Below are 20088 nucleotides of genomic sequence, written 5' to 3'. Positions count from 1 at the left end.
TCAGGCGAGAGTGGATCGGACGGCCGCGACCACGTCGTGCGCGGTGGGCAGGACCGCGCGTTCGAGGTCGGGGTGGAAGGGGACGTGCACGTCGTCGCGGGTCACCAGGCGCGGTGGGGCGAGCAGGGAGTAGAAGTCGTCGTCGGCGCAGAGCAGTTCGCTGATGAGGCCGGCGCCGTAGCTGCTGGTGCGGTTGTCCTCCTGGACGACGACGAGGCGTCCGGTTGCGCGCAGGGAGTCGGCGACGGCGGCGCGGTCCAGGGGGACGAGCCAGCGCAGGTCGAGGACGTCGGCGGTGATGCCGTCGGCGGCGAGGGTGTCGGCTGCCTCGGTGGCCAGTTCGGTGCCGTTGCCCCAGGTGGCGATGGTGACGTCGGTGCCGGTGCGCAGGGTGCGGGCGCCGTGGGCGGGGGCGGGGCGGGCGGCCGGTTCCTGGCGGCGGCGCATGAGGTGTTTGGGCAGCAGGATCAGGGTGGGGTCGTCGGCGGTGAAGGATTCGAGGAAGGCGGCCTCGGTGTCCTCGGGGGTGGAGGGGACGACGACGCGCAGTCCGGGCAGGTGGGTGAAGAGGCTCTCGTTGCTCTGGCTGTGCCAGATGCCGCCGCCGGGCAGGTAGCCGCCCCAGGGGGCGTAGATGACGACGGGGCACTGCCAGGCGGAGGCGGTGCGCCAGCGCAGGGTGGTCAGCTGGGCGGCGATCTGGTTCCAGGCGGGGCCTGCGAAGTCGACGAACTGCAGTTCCACGACGGGCCGCATGCCGGCGGCGGCCAGTCCGACGGCGGCGCCGACGATGGTGGCCTCCGCGAGGGGGGCGTTGGTCATCCGGGGTCCGGCGGCGGGGCCGAGTCCTTTGGTGAAGCCGAACACGCCGCCCTTGGGGTCGTCGATGTCCTCGCCGAACAGGACCAGTTCGCGGTGGCGGGCCAGTCCGGTGGCCAGGGCCCGGTTGACGGCGGCGACCATGGTCCCCCCGCACGGCGCGACGGTGACCTCCCGCCCCGCACCCCCATCCCCACCCGTGCCCGTGTCCGCGGCGGCGGTGGTGGGGGTGGTGGCGGGGCGGGGGGCGTAGAGGTGGTCGGTGATGTGCCGGGGGTCGGCGGTGGGTTCGGTGGCGACGCGGTCGTAGACGTCCTCGATCTCGCGGGCGAGGCGGGCGCGGATGTCCTCGAGCCGGCCGTCCTCGAGGACGCCTTCCGCGGTGAGGCGGGCGGCGAAGAGGTCGATGGGGTCGCGCAGGGCGGCGAGGTCGGCGGCGCTGCGGTAGACGCGGTGGTCGTCGGAGGAGGTGTGGGACTCCAGCCGGTCCAGGCGGCACCACAGGACGGTGGGGCCTTCGCCGGCGCGGGCGGCGGCCAGGGCGGCGGCGGAGGCGGTGTGGACGGCGTCGGGGTCGGCGCCGTCGACGACGGTGGTGCGGCCGGGCGGCAGGAGGCCGAGCGCGTGGGGCGACATGGTGTCGGTGGGGGTGGAGATGCCATAGCCGTTGTCGGCGACGAGGAAGACGACGGGCAGCGCCCGTTCGACGGCGAAGGCGAGCGCTTCGAAGAATTCGCCCTGCCGGGTGGAGGCGTCGCCGATGGAGCAGACGACCGCCTGGGTGCTGCCCCTGAGCCGGGCGGCCCAGGCGGCGCCGGCCGCCGGGAGGCACTGGCTTCCGGTGGGGCTGGCGATGGAGAAGACGTTTCCGGGGCGGTGGCCGAAATGGGCGCTCATATTACGGCCGGCGGAATGGGACTTCTCCTTGGCCATGAGGTCGCGGGCCTGTGCTTCCGGGTCCATTCCGCGGGCCAGCATCAATGCCCGGTCGCGGTAGTGGGGGAAGAGCAGGTCGTCGGGTTCCAGCAGTTCGCACAGGGCGGCGAGTGCCTCGTGGCCTGCGGAGGAAATGTGGAACCAGGCCTCGCCCTGGCGCAGCACGATGCCCGATCTGCGGTCGCATTCCCGGGAGAGCAGCATCAGTTCGAGAAATGCGGTCCGCCGCTGTGCGGGTATGCCGGAAGTCCCGTTTTCCTTCGTCGGGTTCGTCACGGACGAATCCTGCCGTTCGGGCCGCGGTGGAAACATCGCCCCCAGGGGCCAATAAGGCGGTGCCGGCTCGTGCGGGGCGGGGGGTGATTCACCGTGTGCGGCTAGGGAGAAAGGATGAGGTGTCCCTCGCAGGAGCCAGGGCTCGGGGGCGGGGCTCATGTCGGCCGGCCGGCCCGGTCAGCCGGCCGTGGCGGCGGGCCGGTGCCCGGCGGGCCGTCCGTCCCTGTGCCCGGCGGCCGCTGCGGCCGGGGCGGGGGGTACGGGGGTTTCGGGGCCGGCGGTGAGCAGGGAGCGCTGGAGCCGGCTGAGCTGGGCGGAGGGTTCCAGGCCCAGTTCGGTGACGAGGGTGGTGCGCAGGCGCTGGTAGACGCTCAAGGCCTCGCCGCGGCGGCCGGAGCGGTGCAGGGCGAGCATGAACTGGCCGTGCAGGCTCTCGTGGAGGCGGTGGCGGCCGACCAGGACGGTCAGTTCGGCGAGCAGTTCGCGGTGGCGGCCCAGGCGCAGGTCGGCCTCGATGCGCTGGTCCAGGGCGCACAGGCGGGCCTCTTCGAGGCGCCTGGCCTCCAGGGTGAGGCGGGCGCCGGCGGGTACGTCGGCCAGTGCGGAGCCGGTCCACAGGGACAGGGCGTCGCGCAGCCGTTTCGCGGCGCCGGGGTAGTCGCCGGCGTCCATGGCCCGGTAGCCGGCGCCGGCCCGGCGTTCGAACTCGCGGAAGTCCAGGGTGCCGCCGCCCACGTCGAGGCGGTAGCCGCCGGGTCCGGTGGTCAGGACGTCCTTGGCGGTGCGGCCGGTGTTCCCGTGGCCGAGGGCGCGGGTGATCAGTTCGCGCAGCTGGAGGATGTAGGTCTGCACGGTGGTGCGGGCGCTGCGCGGCGGTGTGGGGCCCCACAGTTCCTCGCTGAGGGCGGACATCGGCACCACCTGGCCCGCGTTGAGCGCCAGCAGGGCGAGGACCTGACGTGGTTTGGGCGCGGTGGGTGTGACGGTGATGTTGTTCTCGCGCGCCGACAGCGCGCCGAGTATGTCGATGTCCATGGCGTTTCGTCTTCCCCCTGGGCCGTGGCGTGTCCGGGACCGGTGGTCGTGGTCTCCGGTGCGGCAGGCCCCTTCTCGTTCCGGGTCCGCCACCCCGACATTAAAAAAACGGCACGGTCGGTTTGTCAATGGCGTAGGGTCGTTGCCGACAGGCCGGCCGTGCCGTGACGCCGTGTCAGGCGGGCGGTGCGCAGGTGTGGTTGCGTACGGCGGTCAGGCAGCCGTCGTTGCAGGTGGGACGGGACGAGGCGTGGCTCCAGCGGCCGGTTGCGCGGAACAGGGCGGGCACGGAGGCGAGTTGGTAGGAGCCGTGTTCGAGGAGCAGGACGCCGCCGGGGGCCAGCAGCCGGGCCGCGGTGCGTTCCATGGCGCGGATCATGCCGAGGCCCTCCTCCCCGGCCCACAGGGCCAGCGGCGGGTCGTGCTCGAGCACTTCGGGTGCGGAGGTGCGCAGTCCGATGGGGATGTAGGGCGGGTTGGTGACGACGAGGTCGACGGTGCCGCTCAGTTCGGGGAAGGCGTCGCGGGCGTCGCCCTGCACGATGCGGGCGCCGGTGCCGCGGGCGTTGCGCCGGGCGGCGCGGGCGGCGGCCTGGGAGAGTTCGATGCCCAGGACGCGGGCGGCCGGTACGTGGCGGGCCAGGGTGACGGCCATGGTGCCCGGTCCGGCGCACAGGTCGACGACCAGGGGTGCGGGGGTGCCGCGGCGGACGAGGGCCTCCAGGCGGGCGATGGCGTCCCGGGTGATCTCCTCGGTCTCGGGTTTGGGGACGAAGACGCCGGGGGCCAGGTCGAAGCGGTGGCCCATGAAGTAGGCGTGGCCGACGATGCGTTCGGCGGGTTCGCGGGTCAGACGGCGCCGGACGTAGTGCCAGAACCGGGGCGGCACCGGGCCGGCCAGGCAGGTGTCGAGGTCCCCCGGGGCGACCTGGCAGGCGTGGGCGGCCAGCAGCCGGGTGTCGGCCCGGGCGGCGTCGGCGGTGATCCCGGCGCCGGTCAGCTGCCCGGTGGCCTCGTCCAGCGCCTGGGCGAGGGTGGGTGCGGCGGCGGTCACGACACGGCCCCCCGCGCGGACGCGGACGCGTGCACGGGCGTGGGGACGGGGGCGCCGCCGGAGGCGATCCACTCGTCCTCGAGGCGGCAGGTCTCGGTGATGATCGTGTCGTACAGGGTGCGCAGGAAGGCGGGGTCGATGCCGTGGTCGGCGGCGTAGCGGGCGGCGTTGGCGTGGACCTGGGCGATCCGGTGGGGCTGCATCATCGGCACCTGGTGGAGGCGCTTGTACTCGCCGATGCGCAGGCAGATGTCCAGGCGTGTGCGGACGGCGTCCAGCAGGGCGGCGTCCGCGGCGTCCAGGCGGGCGCGCAGCGCGTCGAGGGGGTCGGTGGCGGGGGCGGGCCCGGTGGCGGGCGGGGCGGCGGGGATGGCGGGCGGGGTCATGGTTCTTCCTCCGTACCGGGGGGATCGGGAACGCGGATGAGGGGTGGTTCGGTGTTCGGGCGTTGTGTGGTGGTGGGCGGGGCCGGTGCGGTGGGCCGCATGTTCAGCCACTGGCTGGTGCGTTCGGGGGTGGCGGTGACCTGGCTGGACGTGGCCGGGGCCGGTGCGGCGGACGGGGTGCGGGTGGTGGCCGGTGATGTGCGGCGGCCGGGGCCGGAGGCGGTCGCGGCGCTGGCGGCGGCGGACGTGGTGGTGCTGGCGGTGCCGGAGCCGGTGGCGTGGGAGGCGGTGGAGGTGCTGGCGGGGGTGATGCGGCCCGGTGCGGTGCTCGCGGACACCTTGTCGGTCAAGAGCCGGATCGCCGGGCGGCTGCGTGAGGCGGCGCCGGGGCTGCAGGCGGTGGGGCTGAACCCGATGTTCGCCCCCTCGCTGGGTCTTCAGGGGCGGCCGGTGGCGGCGGTGGTGGTCACCGACGGGCCCGGTGTGCGGGCCCTGGTGGAGCTGGTGGCCGGGTGGGGGGCCCGGGTGGTGGAGATGCCGGCGCGGCGGCACGACGAGCTGACCGCCGCGCAGCAGGCCGCCACGCATGCCGCGGTGCTGGCCTTCGGGCTGGGCCTGGGTGAGCTGTCGGTGGACGTGGGGGCGCTGCGGGACAGTGCCCCGCCGCCGCATCTGGCGATGCTGGCGCTGCTGGCCCGGATCGCCGGCGGGACGCCGGAGGTGTATTTCGACATCCAGGCCGCCAACCCCGGCGCGCCGGCCGCGCGGCAGGCGCTGGGCCGCGGCCTGGTGCGGCTGGGGCAGGCCGTCGAGAGGGGCGACGAGGAGACGTTCGCCGCCCTGTTCGCCGAACTGCGCGGTGTGCTGGGCGAGCACGGTGCGGAGCTGGAACGGCTGTGCGCGCGGATGTTCACCGCCCTGCACTGACCGTCCCCCGCCCCGCCCCGCCACCGTGCCGGTCGCCGGGCACGCCGGGCCCACGTCCGGGCCCGCCGCCGTGCCGGTCGCCGGGCACGCCGGGCCCACGTCCCGGCCCACGTCCCGGCCCGCCGCCGGCCCCGCCGCCGGGTCCGTCACCCGGTCCGCGAGCGGACCCGTCGCCGGGTCGGCCGCCGGGCGGCACCGCGCGCGGCCGCCCCGGGGGTGAGCCGGGGTTGCGGTGGCGGGGTGGGGCGGTGGGTGGGTCACCGCAGGCTGCCGGCCAGGAGTTCACGGTCCGAGGCGGTGGCGGCCGCGTGTGCCTGGCGCAGGGCGGCGAGGGTGGTCTGCGCCTTGAGGAGCATTTCGCGGACCTCGTCGTCGGGGTCGGACAGGGCGACGACGGCGCCGCCCACGCCGATGGTGGCGGCCTCCTCGGTGGCGACGATGGTGCGGATGACGATGCTGAGGTCGGCCGCGCCGCTGAGGGCGAAGTAGCCCAGCGCGCCCGAGTACACGCCGCGCGGGCCCTTCTCGAGCCGGTCGATGAACTGCATGGTGCGGACCTTGGGCGCGCCGGTCATCGACCCGCCGGGGAAGGCGGCCCGTACCGCGCGGGGGCGGGAGACGTCGGCCGCCAGGCGGCCGCGGACCGTGCTGACGAGCTGGTGGACGGTGGCGTAGGTCTCCACCTCGAACAGGCCCGGTACGTGGACGGAGCCGATGTCGCAGACCTGGCCGAGGTCGTTGCGGACCAGGTCGACGATCATCAGGTTCTCGCTGCGGTCCTTCTCGGCCGCGGCGAGGGAGGCCTTGACGGCGGCGTCCTGGGCGGGGCCGGCGCCGCGGGGGCGGGTGCCCTTGATGGGTTTGGACTCCGCCCAGCCGTCCGCGCCGATGCGCAGGAACCGTTCGGGTGAGGAGCTGAGCACGGTGGCCCCGGGGAACTGCAGGTAGGCGGCGTAGGGGGCGGGGCTGACGGTGCGCAGGGCGCGGTAGGCGGTGAGCGGGTCGATCCGGCCGGGCACCCGGAGCATGTTCGTCAGGCACACCTCGTAGGTCTCGCCGTCGGTGATCAGGCGGCGGCATTCCTCGACCAGTTCCCGGTAGCGGGGCAGGCTGTGGCGGTAGTGGACGTCCAGGGCGGGCAGTTGGTCGTCGGGCAGCAGGGTGAAGGGCGGGCGGGGGGCGGTGGTGGCGAGGGTCCGGGCGGCGTCGGTGAGCCAGCGTTCGGCGGCGGGTGCGGTGGCGGGCCGTCGGGTGCTGCTCAGTGCCAGGAGCCAGGCCCGGCCCTGTTCGTGGTCGAGGGCGAGCATCCGGTCGGCGAACATGAAGGCGCCGTCGGGCAGTTCGCCGCGGTGGGCGTCCTCGCCGCCGCTGTCGGCCTTGGTCTCGTAGCCGAGGTAGCCGACGTAGCCGAGGTTGAACTCGAAGGGCAGGCCGGTGGCGGGCAGGGCGCGGGCGGCCAGTTCGTGTTCCAGGTGGTCGAAGAGGGTGCCGGGCCGGCGGGTCTCGCCGCCTGAACCGTCCTTGACGCGCACGGCCCGGTCGGCGACGTCGTAGGTGATCTGTTCGCCGAGCGGGCCGGCGGGGGCGCCGAGGAAGGTGAAGCGGGCGAGGCCCGGCTCGACGCGGCTGCTGTCGAGCCAGAACCGGGCCGGGGCGTCGGCGAACAGGGCGGTGAACGCGGCGTCCGCGTCGGGCACGCAGGCGACCTCGCGCACATGCAGCCGGTACTCCCCCACCGGCGCGGACGCGGGCGGTGCCGGTGCGGGGGCGGGGGCGGGGGCGGGTGCGGGTGCGGGTATGCGTTCGGTGTGCGGGGGGCGGTGGCCGGCCGCGCGCAGGGACAGGTCGCGGAAGTTGGCGAGCATCCGGTGGCCGTGTTCGCTGCTGATCGATTCGGGGTGGAACTGCACGCCGAAGCGGGGCAGGTGGCGGTGGGCGACGGCCATCAGCTGCCCGTCGGCGGTGTGGGCGGTGGCGCGCAGGTCGGCGGGCAGTTGCCGGACGGTCAGCGAGTGGTAGCGGACCACGGTCAGCGGGGAGGGGATGTTCGCGAACAGGCCCTGCCCGTCGTGGCGGATGTCGCTGGTGCGGCCGTGAAAGGGTTCGGGTGCGTGGACGACGGCGGCGCCGGCGAGCAGGCACAGGGCCTGGTGGCCCAGGCACACCCCGAGCAGCGGCAGGTCCCATTCGGTGATCACCCGGCGGCTGAGGCCCAGGTCGGTGTCGGTGGCGGGGTGGCCGGGGCCGGGTGAGACGACGACGTTGTCGAAGTCGCCCGGCGCCAGGGCCTGCCAGGTGCGGGTGTCGTCGTTGCGGACGACGAGCGGAGCGGCGCCGTTCACCTCGGCCAGCATCTGGAAGAGGTTGTAGGTGAACGAGTCGTAGTTGTCGATCAGCAGGGTTCGCACGGTGCGCACCAGGTGGCCCCCTTGTCTGTGTCAGCCGCGCCGTACGGTCAGCGGCAGGTTCTTGACGCCGAACAGTCCGTCGCGGTGGTAGCGCAGTTTTGCGCCGTCGGTGGGCGAGAAGTCGGGGAAGCGGTCGAAGAGGGCTTCCAGGGCGATGCGGCCCTCCAGGCGGGCGAGCGGGGCGCCCAGGCAGTAGTGGATGCCGTGGCCGAAGGCGATCTGGCGGCCTTCGCGGGCGAGGTCGAGGTGGTCGGGGTCGGTGAAGACCTGTTCGTCGTGGTTGGCGGACAGCAGGGAGGGCACGACCATGCGTCCGGCGGGGATGGTGGTGCCGGCGAGGACGGTGTCCTTGGTGGTGACGCGGGCCATGACGGTGATCGGCGGCCGCAGCCGCAGTACTTCTTCGATCAGGGCGGGGATCAGGGACCGGTCGGCGCGGGCGGCGGCCTCGGCCCGGGGGTGGTCCTTCAGGCACAGCACGGTGTTGCCGAGCAGCATGGAGGTGGAGACGTGGCCGGCCATCAGCAGCAGCGCCCCGAATTCGACGATCTGCTCGTCGGTGAGTCGTTCGCCCTCCACGCGGGCGGCGACGAGTGCGGAGATCAGGTCGTTCGCGGGGCGGGCGCGGCGGTCGGTGACGTGGTCGTGGAGGTAGGCGTGCATGGCGCGCATGGGTTCTTTGACGAGGCGTTGGTAGTCCTCGTCGGCGTCGTCGCCGAACTGCATGTCCGCCGGGTCGGCGACCTGCATCTGCAGCATCCGGTCGGACCAGGAGCGGAACAGGGTGCGGTCGGCGGGCGGCACGCCGAGGAGTTCGGCGATCACGATCACGGGCAGCGGGTAGGCGAAGTCGGCGACGAGGTCGAACGTGTCGCCGTCGACGGCGTCGAGCAGTTGCCCGGCCAGTTCGGTGACGCGTGGTTCGAGGTCGGCGACGGTGCGGGGGGTGAAGGCCTGGCTGACCAGGCGGCGCAGGGTGCGGTGCATCGGCGGGTCGATGACCGACAGGATCTGTTCGCTCAACGCCTGGGAGCCGGGCCGTAGCCGGCTGAGCTGGGAGGAGTAGACGCCGGGGTCGGAGGCGACGGTGAGGACGTCGGCGTGCCGGAAGACGTGGAAGGCACCGTATTCGTCCTCGTGGACGGGGTGGTGGTGGCGCATCTCGCGCAGCCAGGCGAGCAGTTCACGGCCGCCGTCGTCGGTGGTGGGCCGGGGGGTGGGGGGCATCTCTCTCCTCGCGAGGGCGTCGTGGGTGCCCCGGCCCGGCCGGGCATGGGGGCCGGCGGGAGGAGGGCCGGGCCGGCCGGGCGGGGGTCTCGAAAAAGAGCGGGGGTCCCGAAAAAAGGGGGGGGTCAGTGGGCGGGGGCGGCCAGGGGCAGGGGCAGGGGCTGGAGGGCGTAGGGGTCCAGGGCGTCGCCGGGGTGGTGTTCGATGCCCACCCGGATGCCCAGGTCCCGTTCGGCGGCGGCCTCGAGGAACACTTCCATCGCCAGGGCGTCCTCGAAGGCGAAGCCGGTGGAGTCGAAGACGCTCAGGGTGTCCTGCCGGCCGGCGGCGGCCGCCGGGTCGGCGCACAGGTGGGCCAGCTGCGGGCCGAGCCGGTCGGCGGAGAGTTGCTGGCACTCGCCCTCGCGCAGCGCCTGCTCGGGGTGGTCGGCGGTGACGAACGCCCGCTCGAGCAGGCCGAGCGGCAGTTCCGTCTTGCCGACGAGGTCCGCGCCGACGGCGTTGATGTGCAGGTGCTCGCGGACGCCGGTGTCGGGCAGGACCGGGCCCTGGCCGACGGCTACCGAGGTGGCGGTGGAGATGACGTCGGCCTCGGCGGCGATCCGGGCGGGCTCGGCGATCTCGACGCTGACGCCGGTGAACGCGGCGCGCCGGGCGAAGCTTTCCCGGTGGGCGGGGTCGGTGTCCCACACCAGGGCCCGTTGCAGGGGCAGTACCAGGGACAGGGCGTGCAGTTGGGTGACGGCCTGGGCGCCGGTGCCGATCAGTCCCAGGGTGTGGCTGTCGGGGCGGGCCAGCAGGCGGGAGGCGACGGCGGAGGCGGCGCCGGTGCGCAGGGCGGTGAGCAGCACGCCGTCCATCAGGGCGGTCAGGGCGCCGGTGGTGTCGTCGTAGCGGGCGACGGTGCCCAGGATGGTCGGCAGGCCGAAGCGGGCGGGGTTGGCGGGGCTGTAGCCGACGGTCTTGAGGGTGATGTGGTCGCCGGGTTCGCGGTGCGGCATCCATTCCCAGATGCCGGGCACGGGTTCGCTGCGTTCCAGTCCGCCGCGCAGCGGGGACAGGTGCCGCTCGCCGCGGCCGATCTCGGCCAGTCCGCCGGTGAGGCGGTCGATGATGCGGCGCATGAGTTCGTCGCGGCCGACGGCGGCCACCACCTCGGCGACGTCGCGCCGGCCCAGGACCCAGGTCTCCATCGGGTGCTCCCCTTGTGTTGTTTCTTCTCGTCCGTGCGTGGTGTCGGCCTGCCGGTCGCCGGCCCGCTGTCGCCGCGGCCCGGTGTGCCGGGCCCCGTGGGCGGCATCCTGTCCGGCCCGGCTGACGCCGCCCTGATCGGCTCCTGACGGAGCGGCGGCGCGCGGGCGCGGCGCATCAGCGGCGTGTCAACGGCGCTGCCGACACTGGGCGCGACGCGAGGACGAAGCCGGAAAGGACCAACGATGCTGGACGGATGCGTTCCCTGGCCCGAGGATGTGGCCGCGAAGTACCGGGCGGCCGGCTACTGGCGGGGCGAGCCGCTGGGCATGCTGCTGGGCCGCTGGGCGGAGCAGTACGGCGAGCGGGAGGCGCTGGTCGGCGCGGACGGGTGCTCCCGTGTCACCTACCGTGCCCTGGACCGCTGGTGCGACCGGCTGGCGGCGGGGTTCGCGGCGCGCGGGATCGGCGCCGGCGAGCGGGTGCTGGTGCAGCTGCCGAACACGCCCGAGTTCGTCGCGGTGTGCTTCGCGCTGTTCCGTCTGGGCGCGCTGCCGGTGTTCGCGCTGCCCGCGCACCGTGCCGCCGAGGTGGGGCACCTGCTCGAGCTGTCCGGCGCCGTCGCCCACATCCTGCCGGGCACCGGCACCGGCTACGACCATGTCGCGGCGGCCGTGGAGGCCCGTGCCCGCCGTGCCCGCCCGGTGCAGGTGTTCGTGGCGGGCGAGGCGCCCGCGGTGCTGCCCGAGGGGTTCACCGCGCTGGCCGACGTGGACGGCGACCCGGTGGCGCCGGCGGACGTGGACGCCTCCGACGTGGCGTTCTTCCTGCTGTCCGGGGGGACGACCGCGCTGCCGAAGCTGATCCCGCGCACCCACGACGACTACGCCTACCAGTGCCGGGTCACGGCCGGTATCTGCGGCCTGGACGCGGACAGTGTCTATCTGGCGGTGCTGCCGGCCGAGTTCAACTTCCCCTTCGGCTGCCCGGGCATCCTGGGCACCCTGCACGCCGGCGGGCGGGTGGTGTTCGCGCTGTCACCGCAGCCCGAGGAGTGCTTCGCGCTGATCGAACGCGAACACGTCACCTTCACCTCCGTCATCCCCACGATCGTGCACCTGTGGCTGGCGGCCGCCGCACAAGGCCACGGCCGCGACCTGGGCAGCCTTCAGCTGCTGCAGGTCGGCAGCGCCAAACTCCACGAGGAGCTCGCCGCCCGGATCGGCCCCGAACTGGGGGTGCGGCTGCAGCAGGTGTTCGGCATGGCCGAGGGACTGCTGACCTTCACCCGCGACGACGACCCGGCGGACGTGGTGCTGCGCACCCAGGGCCGGCCGGTGTCCGAGGCCGACGAGATACGCGTCGCCGACCCCGACGGCCGGCCCGTGCCCCGCGGTGAGACCGGTGAACTGCTCACCCGCGGCCCCTACACGCTGCGCGGCTACTACCGGGCCCCCGAGCACAACGCCCGCGCGTTCACCGAGGACGGCTTCTACCGCAGCGGCGATCTGGTGCGGCTCACCGCCGACGGGCAGTTGGTGGTGGAGGGCAGGATCAAGGACGTCGTCATCCGCGGCGGCGACAAGGTCTCCGCGACCGAGGTCGAGGGCCACCTGGGCGCCCACCCCGACGTCCAGCAGGCCGCCGTCGTCGCCATGCCCGACCCGGTGTGGGGCGAGAAGGTCTGCGCCTACATCGTGCCCGCACCCGGCCGTCCCGCACCGCCGATGGCGGCGCTGCGCCGGCTGCTGCGCGCGCGGGGACTGGCCGACTACAAGCTTCCCGACCGGGTGGAGGTCGTCGACGCGTTCCCGCTGACCGGCCTCAACAAGGTCGACAAGAAGGCCCTGGCGGCCGACATCGCCGCCAAGACCGCCCCCACCCGCCCCACCACCGCCGGCCACGGCCCGACCACGGACGGCGATACGGCCGGTGGGGGTGGGTCCGCGGGCGGGGTGACGGCCGCCGGTGGCGGGCGGGAGGAGGCGGCGTGAGCGGGCCCGGGCCCGAGGGCGGCTACCGGGTGCCGTTCGCGCGACGCGGTTCGGTGGTGGGCGAGGCGGACCTGGCGGCGCTGGGCGAACTGGTCCGCTCGGGCCGGTCGCTGACGTCGGGGGTGTGGCGGGAGCGGTTCGAGGAACAGTTCGCCCGCCTGACCGGCGCCCGGCACGCGCTCAGTGTCACCAGCGGCACCGTCGCGCTGGAACTGGCGGTGCGGATGCTGGACCTGGCGCCGGGCGACGAGGTGATCGCCACCCCGCAGACGTTCCAGGCGACGGTGCAGCCGCTGCTCGACCACGACGTGCGGCTGCGGTTCTGCGACATCGACCCGGACACCCTCAACCTCGACCCGGCGGTGCTGGAGACGCTGATCACCGACCGCACCCGGGCGATCCTGCTCGTCCACTACGGCGGCAACCCGGCCGACATGGACCGCATCATGGCCCTGGCCCGCAAGCGCGGCATCATCGTCGTCGAGGACAGCGCGCACGCGCTGGGCGCCGTGTACCGGGGGCGGCGGCCGGGGGCACTGGCGGACATCGGCTGCTTCAGTTTCCACTCCACGAAGAACATCACCACCCTCGGCGAGGGCGGCATGATCACCCTGTCGCGTGACGAGTGGGCCCAGCGGGTGGGACGTATCCGCGACAACGAGGCCGACGGCGTGTACGCGGCGCTGCCGGACTCCGCGCGGGCGGGTGCTCCGGCGCTGCTGCCGTGGATGAAGTTCGCGGAGGGTGTGTACGGTCACCGGGCGGTCGGGGTCCGCGGGGCGGGCACGAACGCGACGATGTCGGAGGCGGCGGCGGCGGTGGGCGTGGTGCAACTGGCGTCGCTGGAGCGGTTCGTGGCCCGGCGCCGGAGCATCGCGCAGCGGCTGGACGAGGCCGTGGCCTCGGTGGCCGGCACCCGGCTGCACCGGGCGGCGGCGGACAGTCTGCACGCCTACCACCTGTACACGTTCTTCCTCACCGGCGGCCGGCAGGTGCGGGAGCGGTTCGTGCGCGCCCTGGACCGGCTGGGTGTGGAGGTCCAGTTGCGGTACTTCCCGCTCCATCTGTCGCCCGAGTGGCGGCTGCGCGGCCACGGGCCGGGCGAGTGTCCGACGGCCGAACGGGTCTGGTTCGAGGAGCACATGAACCTGCCGTGCCATCCCGGTCTGAGTGACGGCCAGGTCGACTACATGGTCGAGGCGGTCACCCGCGCCCTGCACGAGGCCCACGGCACGGGGACGCGGGTGGCGGCCGGGCACCTGTGACACCGTCCGCATCCGGCCGGTGGTTTTCCAAGACCGAGGGAGAGGCAGGCGTATGCCGTTCATCGAAGTGAAGATCTACGACCGGCGGCTCGACGAGGAGTCGGAACGTGCCCTGATCGAGCGTCTGACCCAGGCGACGGTCGACGTGTTCGGCGAGGACATCCGCGACCAGACCTGGATCGCGCTGACCGCCGTCCCCCCACGCCGCTGGGGCCTGGGCGGCGTCCCGGGCCAGTAACCCGGCCACCCCGCCGCCCACTCCCCCACACCGGGGCGGGCGACCGCGACGCGGGGCGCTGCTGGCTGCCGTGCGGGCGCTGTGGCGGCGCGGGCCAGCGTCGACCGTGCCGGGCCGCGGTCGGCCGCGCGGGCAGGCGTCGGCCGTGCCGGGCAGGCGTCGACCGTGCCGGGCCGCGGTCGGCCGGGCGGGGCTGTTGGCGTGCCCGCCGCTGATGACCGTCCCGGCGGGTCGACCGCGCCCGCCGCCTGCCGGCCCGGCGTTCCCCATGCCGGACGCGATCGGCCGCGCAGGGCCGTTGGCCCTCGGCCCCAGCTCCCCGAACCCGGCGCCGCCGGCCGCGCCCGGCGCTTCTCCGCGCCCGCCGCCGCCTGCCGGCCCGGCGTCCCCCATGCCGGACGCGATCGGCCGCGCAGGGCCGTTGGCCCTCGGGCCCACGCTCCCCGAACCCGGCGCCGCCCGCCGCGCCCGGCGCTGATGACCGTCCCGGCGGGTCGACCGCGCCCGCCGCCTGCCGGCCCGGTGTTCTCCATGCCGGACGCGATCGGCCACGCAGGACCGTTGGCCCTCGGGCCCACGCTCCCCGAACCCGGCGCCGCCTGCCGCGCCCGGCGCTGTTGGCCGTCCGGCCGATGTTCCCCGTACCGGGCGCCGGTGGCCGGGCGGGCGCTGCTTACCGGCCGCCGTCTTTCCTCCCGGTACCGCTGTGACGGGGCGGGGGCGCTATGGCCTTGTCGGCCGCCGGCCTTCGTGCCCGGTGCCGGCCGCGTGCCGGCCGAACCCCTTCTCCGTGCCCGGCGCTGGATCGCCGTGCAGGCAGGCGTCGACCGTGCCCGGCGCTGTCGGCCGTGCGGGCGCTGCTTGCAGTGCCGGCCGCCGGCTTCCGCGGCGCGGCGCGGCCTGCGCAACCGCCGCTTCCCACGTCGGGCGGGCTTCGCGGCACGGGACGGTCGTAGTGCGTGCCGACCGCTGCCGGTCGTGCGGGGCTGGTGGCCGTGCGGTCACCGTTCCGCGTGCCAGGCGCTGCCTGACGCGGCCGCCGCTCCTCCGCGCCGCCGTTGTCGGCCCGTGCCCGGCCGGGGTCCGTTCCGGCGCCCGGCGCTGTCGGCCGTGCGGGGGCTGTGTGTGTGGGGGCTGTGTGTGTGGGCAGGGCAGCGGCACGGCCCCGCCCCTGTGGGTCCCGGTGGGGAGCCGCAGGGGTGGGGCCGTGGGTTGTGTGGTGGCCCGGCGGGCCGGGGGTCAGGCGGTGGTGGTGGGTTCGGGGGTGGGGGCGGTGGGCTGGGGGGCGGCCTTGCGGTCGGCGCGGTGCAGCAGCAGCGCGGCGAGCAGGCCGCCGGTGAACACGGCGGCGGCGCCGATGAGTTGGCTGGTGTTCACCGCGTCGGCGAACGCGTCGTGGACCTGCCCGGCCTGTTGGGGTGTGGCGTCGCGCAGTGCCTCGTCGAGGGAGCCGGTGCCGGTGATGGCGGCGGGCAGTTGGGAGGCGAAGCGGGAGCCGAGGACGGCGCCGAGGATCGCCACTCCCAGTCCGCCGCCGAACTCGGTCAGGGTGCCCTGCACGCCCGCTCCGGCCCCGGCCTTGGCGGGCGGGATGGAGGACATGACGGCGGTGGCCATGGCGGGCATGGCCAGTGCGATGCCCGCGCCCATGAGGAGCAGGCCGGCGAGCATGCCGCCGTAGCCGGCGTCGGGGCCCGATCCGCCGACGGCCACCGCGCTGAGGCCGGCGGCCAGCAGTGTCATGCCCAGGGCGATGCTGCGGGCGGTGCCGAGCGCGGCGAGGAGTTTCGCGCCGAGGCCGGCCAGGTTGAGGGCGACGATCGTCAAAGCCAGTGGCGCGGTGCGCAGGCCGGCCTGCAGGGCGTCGTAGCCGAGGACGAGTTGGAGGTGCTGGGTGAGCAGGAACAGCGAGCCGGCCATGCCGAAGGCGACGAGCAGTCCGCCGGCGACGGCGCCGTTGAAGCGCCGGTCGGTGAAGAAGCCCATGTCGAGCATGGGGTGGGGGGTGTGCAGTTCCCAGCGGACGAACGCGGTGAGCGCGGCGGCGCCGACGGCGGCCGGCAGGAGGACCTGCGGGGCCGTCCAGCCGTGTTCGGGGCCGGAGATGATGGCGTAGACGACGCCGACCATGCCGAGGGTGGAGAGCACGGCGCCGAGCAGGTCGGGGCGCCGGCCTTGCGGGTTCTTCGTCTCGGGCACCAGGCGGGCGACGGCCAGCAGGCCCAGCAGCGCGACGGGCAGGTTGATCAGGAAGATGGAGCCCCACCAGAAGTGGTCGAGGAGGGCGCCGCCGAGCAGCGGGCCGGCCGCGAAGCCCAGTGAGCTGGCCGCTCCCCACAGGCCGATCGCCCGGGGGCGTTCGTCGTCGTCGAAGACCTGCATGATGACGGCGAGGGTGGTGGTCGCCAGCAGCGCCCCGCCCACGCCCATGCCGGCCCGGGCGGCGATGAGTTGGGCGGAGTCCTGGGCGAAGGCCGCCCAGGCGGACCCGGCGCCGAAGAGCACCAGTCCGAGCATCAGCAGCCGTTTGCGGCCGTAGCGGTCGGCGAGGCTGCCCGCGGTGAGCAGCAGCCCGGACTGCACGAGCGCGTAGGCGTTGATCATCCACTGGATGTCGGCGGTGCTGGCGCCCAGGTCGGTGGTGAGCACCGGGATGGCGACGTTGAGGACGGTGTTGTCGAGCAGGACGACGAGTTGGGCCAGGCAGATCACGCCGAGGATGACCCAGCGCCTGGGGTCACGGTCGGCCGCGGGCGCGGGCCGGGTGCTGTGCAAGGGATGTCTCCAGGGGGTAGGGGCCCGCTGGTCGTGGGACCGTGAAGTCCGCACGGGCCCGGAGCGGTTGTTCTGTTCGTGCGGTGCCGGGGCCCGCGGCCCCCGCACCTCCCCCACGGCCCGGCGGGCCCGCCAGGGCCCTGGGCGAGGGGATCCCCGTCACTGCGGGAGACTTACCGGCACCGGCCCGGGGCCTCCCGGCCACGGCACGGGAGTCACCGGGTGTGACACGCGAGTTGCCGGTCAGGGCATGGGAGTTACCGGGTACGGCGCCCGAGTTACCGGTCACGGCGCGGGAGGCGCTGGCCACGGCGCGGGAGTTGCCGGGTACGGCGCCCGAGTTGCCGGGCACGGTGCGGGAGTCGCCCCGGTGACGGCCCGGCCGAGTACCTGCCACGGCGTCCGAGTTGCCGGTGACGGCGTCCGAGTGGCCGTGGGGGCGGCCGGGCCGGGTGCCGGTGACGGCAGCCGGGTTGCCGGTCACTGCGGCGGGTTGCCGTGCTTGCGCGACGGCAGGTCGGCGTGCTTGGTGCGGAGCATCGCGAGGGACCGGATGAGGACCTCGCGGGTCTCGGCGGGGTCGATGACGTCGTCGACCAGGCCGCGTTCGGCCGCGTAGTAGGGGTGCATCAGCTCGGCCTTGTACTCCTTGACCATGCGCGCCCGCATCGCCTCGGGGTCCTCGGCATCGGCGATCTGCCGACGGAAGATCACATTCGCCGCGCCCTCCGCGCCCATCACCGCGATCTCGTTGGTGGGCCACGCGTAGGTCAGATCCGCGCCGATCGACTGCGAATCCATCACGATGTACGCCCCGCCGTACGCCTTGCGCAGGATCAGCGAGATCCGCGGCACCGTGGCGTTGCAGTACGCGTACAGCAGCTTCGCACCGTGGCGGATGATGCCGCCGTGCTCCTGGTCCACACCCGGCAGGAAGCCGGGCACGTCCAGCAGCGTGACGATCGGAATGTTGAACGCGTCGCACATCTGCACGAACCGGGCGGCCTTCTCGGAGGCCTCGATGTCCAGCACCCCGGCCAGCGACTGCGGCTGGTTCGCCACGATCCCCACCACCTGCCCGTCCAGACGGGCCAGCGCACAGATGATGTTCCGGGCCCAGCGCTCGTGGACCTCGAGGAAGTCACCGTCGTCGACGAGCTCCTCGATCACCCGGTGCATGTCGTAGGGGCGGTTGCCGTCCGCCGGCACCAGGTCCAGCAGCACGTCCGAGCGCCGGTCGGCCGGATCGTCACCCGCCGTGGCCGGCGGGTTCTCCCGGTTGTTCGAGGGCAGCATCGACAGCAGGTAGCGGACCTCCGCGATGCACGTCTCCTCGTCGTCGTAGGCGAAGTGCGCCACACCCGAGGTCTCCGCGTGCACATCCGCACCACCCAGACCGTTCTGGGTGATCTCCTCACCCGTGACCGCCTTCACCACGTCCGGCCCGGTGATGAACATCTGCGACGTCTCACGCACCATGAACACGAAATCCGTCAGCGCCGGACTGTAGGCCGCGCCACCCGCACACGGACCCAGCATCACCGAGATCTGCGGAATCACCCCCGACGCACGCGTATTGCGCTGGAAGATCCCCCCATACCCCGCAAGCGCCGACACACCCTCCTGGATCCGGGCCCCGGCACCGTCGTTCAGCGACACCAACGGCGCACCCGCCGCGATCGCCATGTCCATGATCTTGTGAATCTTCGTGGCATGCGCCTCACCCAGCGCACCACCGAAGATCCGGAAATCATGGGCATAGACGAACACCGTCCGCCCCTCCACCGTCCCCCACCCGGTGATCACACCATCGGTGTACGGCTTCTTCGCCTCCAGACCGAAACCCGACGCACGATGCCGCCGCAGCTGCTCCACCTCACGGAACGAACCCTCGTCCAGCAACAGAGCAATCCGCTCACGCGCCGTCAGCTTGCCCTTCGCATGCTGCGCCTCGGTCGCCCGCTCACTCGGCCCACGCACAGCCTGCTCACGCAACGCCCTCAGCTCGGCCACCCGACCCCGGGCGTCGGCGGGCCCCGCGTCGGCAGGGATGTCCTTCACCATCACCACGACTCCTCGTCCCTTCTCTCCTCGACCGGGGCGGCGGCCGGCGGGCCACCCCCACACAGTAACAAACCGCTTGTGCGGTTTTTCTGGTGTGGGGGTGGGGATGGCCGGTCCTCGCCCGTGAACCTGTGTGCGGGCGGGTGGGTCATCGCCAGCTGTGCGGGGCGCGGAAGGCGCCGGCCGCCTGCCGGCGCCAGTACGCGCGGGTGTGTGTGGTGTCCGGTTCCTGCGGGGTGCGGCGGGTGGCGAGCAGGGAGAACAGCGTCGCGGTGACGGCGGCGAGTTCTTCGGTGCTGGCCACGCCGCGCTCGACGCGCAGGAGGGTGGCGGTGTCGTCGTGGGCAGGTGTCATGTCGTCCCCAATTTCCTTCGGCGTGCGGCTACGGCGTGGCCCGGACCCCGGCCGGATCTCGACCGGGGCCCGGGCGGGCGGGGTTGGGCGGGGTGCGGCCCGGATGGGGCCGGGTCCGGCCGGTGGGTGCGGCCGGTGGGCGGGCCAGGGGTGCGGCCCGGGTGGGCCGGGTGGGCCGGGGGTTCGGTCCGGCCCCGGGTGCGGCTCGGGATGGGCCGGGACGGGGCCAGGGGATCCGGCCGGTGGGTGCGGCCGGGATCCGGCCCGGTGGGTGCGGACCTGTGCCGACGGGTCCGGCCGGGTGGGCCGGGTGGGTGCGGCTCGGTCCGGCCGGTGGGTGCGGCCGGGGTGCGGCCCGGTGGGGGAAGGGGGCCGGCGGCAACGGTGGCGCCGGCCCCGGTGCGCGGGCCCGGTGCGTGTGGCCCGGTGGGCCGTGCGCGGGGCGTTGGGGTGGGCCGGGTGGTGTCAGCCGGTCTTGCGCCGCTGGAAGGTGCGCCGGCCGGCCGGGCCGCCGGCGTGGCGGGCCTTCACGCGGCTCTCTTCCTGGGCCGCCTTGGCGAGCGCGTTGTGCTCCTTGCGCTCGAGCGCCTGCCGGAACCGGCGCTTGGCCTCCTGGGCGGCCTCGTTGCGCTCGGGTGTATCGGTCATGGATGCCTCCTGGGCTGGTCGACGGCGGCGCGTGCGGCTCGCCCCGGGGACGGGCGGGAAGGCGGGACACTCCCCCGCCCGGCCGGGCGGCCGGTGCGCCCAGCCCACCGCGCCCCGCTCGAGAAACGGTCGACGTTCGCTCGCGACGCCACCGGGAACCACCGGCACCCCGCCCGAGCCGCTCCGCCCGCCTCTCGCCGCCCGGCACGGCAACGCCCTTCGGGCGGCGGGCGGTTGCACAGCCGCCCGCCTACCCACCGGGGCGGGCGGGCGCGCCGCATGCGGGATGACTCGCCGACGGGAACGGGCACAGCCGCGCGGCCCGTGCGGGCCGGCGACGGCTCACGGCGGACGGGCAGCCGCGGCGGGCGCCCGGGGCGGCGCCTGGACGCCGAGCGGTGACAGGCCCGGCTCAGGCCGGGCGGGGGCCGGCGGATGCGGGGCGCTCACCAGCGGACGGTACGCGGCCTCACGGGCCGGGGCGGCAGGG

Annotated in this window: 15 protein-coding genes; 4 read left to right on the top strand and 11 right to left on the bottom strand. The window is 74.4% G+C overall.

Annotation, left to right across the window (positions count from 1 at the left end):
* The 4 genes from SPRI_RS34960 to SPRI_RS34945 all read right to left on the bottom strand — a co-directional run bounded on the left by SPRI_RS34960 (position 1) and on the right by SPRI_RS34945 (position 4506).
* A complete protein-coding gene (locus SPRI_RS34960) occupies positions 1-2031 on the bottom strand; it encodes an alpha-ketoacid dehydrogenase subunit alpha/beta (protein ID WP_005321577.1) in 2031 nt (676 codons plus the stop codon).
* Between the two features lie 177 nt (positions 2032-2208).
* Positions 2209-3066, bottom strand: coding sequence for an AfsR/SARP family transcriptional regulator (locus SPRI_RS34955; RefSeq protein WP_005321575.1), 858 nt, complete (start codon positions 3064-3066; stop codon positions 2209-2211).
* 175 nt (positions 3067-3241) lie between these two features.
* Complete coding sequence (locus SPRI_RS34950; protein WP_005321573.1) at positions 3242-4120, bottom strand: N5-glutamine methyltransferase family protein; 879 nt, start codon at positions 4118-4120, stop codon at positions 3242-3244.
* Positions 4117-4506, bottom strand: a complete 390-nt coding sequence (locus tag SPRI_RS34945; RefSeq protein WP_063805320.1) for a chorismate mutase family protein — start codon at positions 4504-4506, stop codon at positions 4117-4119. The genes SPRI_RS34950 and SPRI_RS34945 overlap by 4 nt, the downstream gene beginning before the upstream one ends.
* Positions 4507-4605: 99 nt before the next feature.
* Between SPRI_RS34945 and SPRI_RS34940 the strand changes: the two genes are divergently transcribed.
* Entirely contained in the window at positions 4606-5433 is an 828-nt protein-coding gene (locus tag SPRI_RS34940) for a prephenate dehydrogenase/arogenate dehydrogenase family protein (protein WP_203227954.1), read from the top strand.
* Positions 5434-5690: 257 nt separating this feature from the next.
* Here the strand turns inward: SPRI_RS34940 and pabB are convergent, their stop codons facing one another.
* The 3 genes from pabB to SPRI_RS34925 form a co-directional block, all read right to left on the bottom strand.
* Entirely contained in the window at positions 5691-7850 is a 2160-nt protein-coding gene (gene pabB, locus SPRI_RS34935; protein ID WP_107082415.1) for an aminodeoxychorismate synthase component I, read from the bottom strand.
* A 21-nt stretch (positions 7851-7871) separates the two neighbouring features.
* Positions 7872-9068, bottom strand: coding sequence for a cytochrome P450 (locus SPRI_RS34930; protein ID WP_005321566.1), 1197 nt, complete (start codon positions 9066-9068; stop codon positions 7872-7874).
* A 125-nt stretch (positions 9069-9193) separates the two neighbouring features.
* Positions 9194-10261 carry an ornithine cyclodeaminase family protein gene (locus SPRI_RS34925; protein WP_037775551.1) on the bottom strand — a complete coding sequence of 356 codons (1068 nt, stop codon included), beginning with the start codon at positions 10259-10261 and terminating at the stop codon, positions 9194-9196.
* Between the two features lie 243 nt (positions 10262-10504).
* Here SPRI_RS34925 and SPRI_RS34920 point away from each other — a divergent pair, with 243 nt between their 5' ends.
* The 3 genes from SPRI_RS34920 to SPRI_RS34910 are packed head-to-tail and all read left to right on the top strand — an operon-like array spanning position 10505 to position 13756.
* On the top strand, positions 10505-12253 hold the full coding sequence (locus SPRI_RS34920) for a (2,3-dihydroxybenzoyl)adenylate synthase (RefSeq protein ID WP_005321560.1): 1749 nt from the start codon (positions 10505-10507) through the stop codon (positions 12251-12253).
* The gene (locus SPRI_RS34915; RefSeq protein ID WP_005321557.1) at positions 12250-13518 is read left to right on the top strand and encodes a DegT/DnrJ/EryC1/StrS family aminotransferase; all 1269 of its coding nucleotides are present in this window, start codon (positions 12250-12252) and stop codon (positions 13516-13518) included. The genes SPRI_RS34920 and SPRI_RS34915 overlap by 4 nt, the downstream gene beginning before the upstream one ends.
* 52 nt (positions 13519-13570) lie before the next feature.
* Entirely contained in the window at positions 13571-13756 is a 186-nt protein-coding gene (locus SPRI_RS34910; RefSeq protein ID WP_037775547.1) for a tautomerase family protein, read from the top strand.
* Positions 13757-14995: 1239 nt separating this feature from the next.
* On the opposite strand, the gene SPRI_RS34905 is transcribed toward SPRI_RS34910, so the two are convergent.
* The 4 genes from SPRI_RS34905 to SPRI_RS34890 all read right to left on the bottom strand — a co-directional run bounded on the left by SPRI_RS34905 (position 14996) and on the right by SPRI_RS34890 (position 19598).
* Positions 14996-16531, bottom strand: coding sequence for an MFS transporter (locus SPRI_RS34905; protein ID WP_053556640.1), 1536 nt, complete (start codon positions 16529-16531; stop codon positions 14996-14998).
* 480 nt (positions 16532-17011) lie between these two features.
* On the bottom strand, positions 17012-18595 hold the full coding sequence (locus SPRI_RS34900) for an acyl-CoA carboxylase subunit beta (protein ID WP_107082416.1): 1584 nt from the start codon (positions 18593-18595) through the stop codon (positions 17012-17014).
* Positions 18596-18743: 148 nt separating this feature from the next.
* On the bottom strand, positions 18744-18950 hold the full coding sequence (locus tag SPRI_RS34895; RefSeq protein WP_053556642.1) for an acyl-CoA carboxylase subunit epsilon: 207 nt from the start codon (positions 18948-18950) through the stop codon (positions 18744-18746).
* Positions 18951-19415: 465 nt separating this feature from the next.
* Positions 19416-19598 carry a DUF5302 family protein gene (locus tag SPRI_RS34890; RefSeq protein WP_053556643.1) on the bottom strand — a complete coding sequence of 61 codons (183 nt, stop codon included), beginning with the start codon at positions 19596-19598 and terminating at the stop codon, positions 19416-19418.
* Between the last annotated feature and the right edge of the window lie 490 nt (positions 19599-20088).

It is taken from the genome of Streptomyces pristinaespiralis, assembly GCF_001278075.1.
In the GTDB taxonomy this organism is placed as follows: domain Bacteria; phylum Actinomycetota; class Actinomycetes; order Streptomycetales; family Streptomycetaceae; genus Streptomyces; species Streptomyces pristinaespiralis.
Note: the sequence above shows the minus strand (reverse complement) of the source record. Positions and strands in the feature narration are given on the sequence as shown.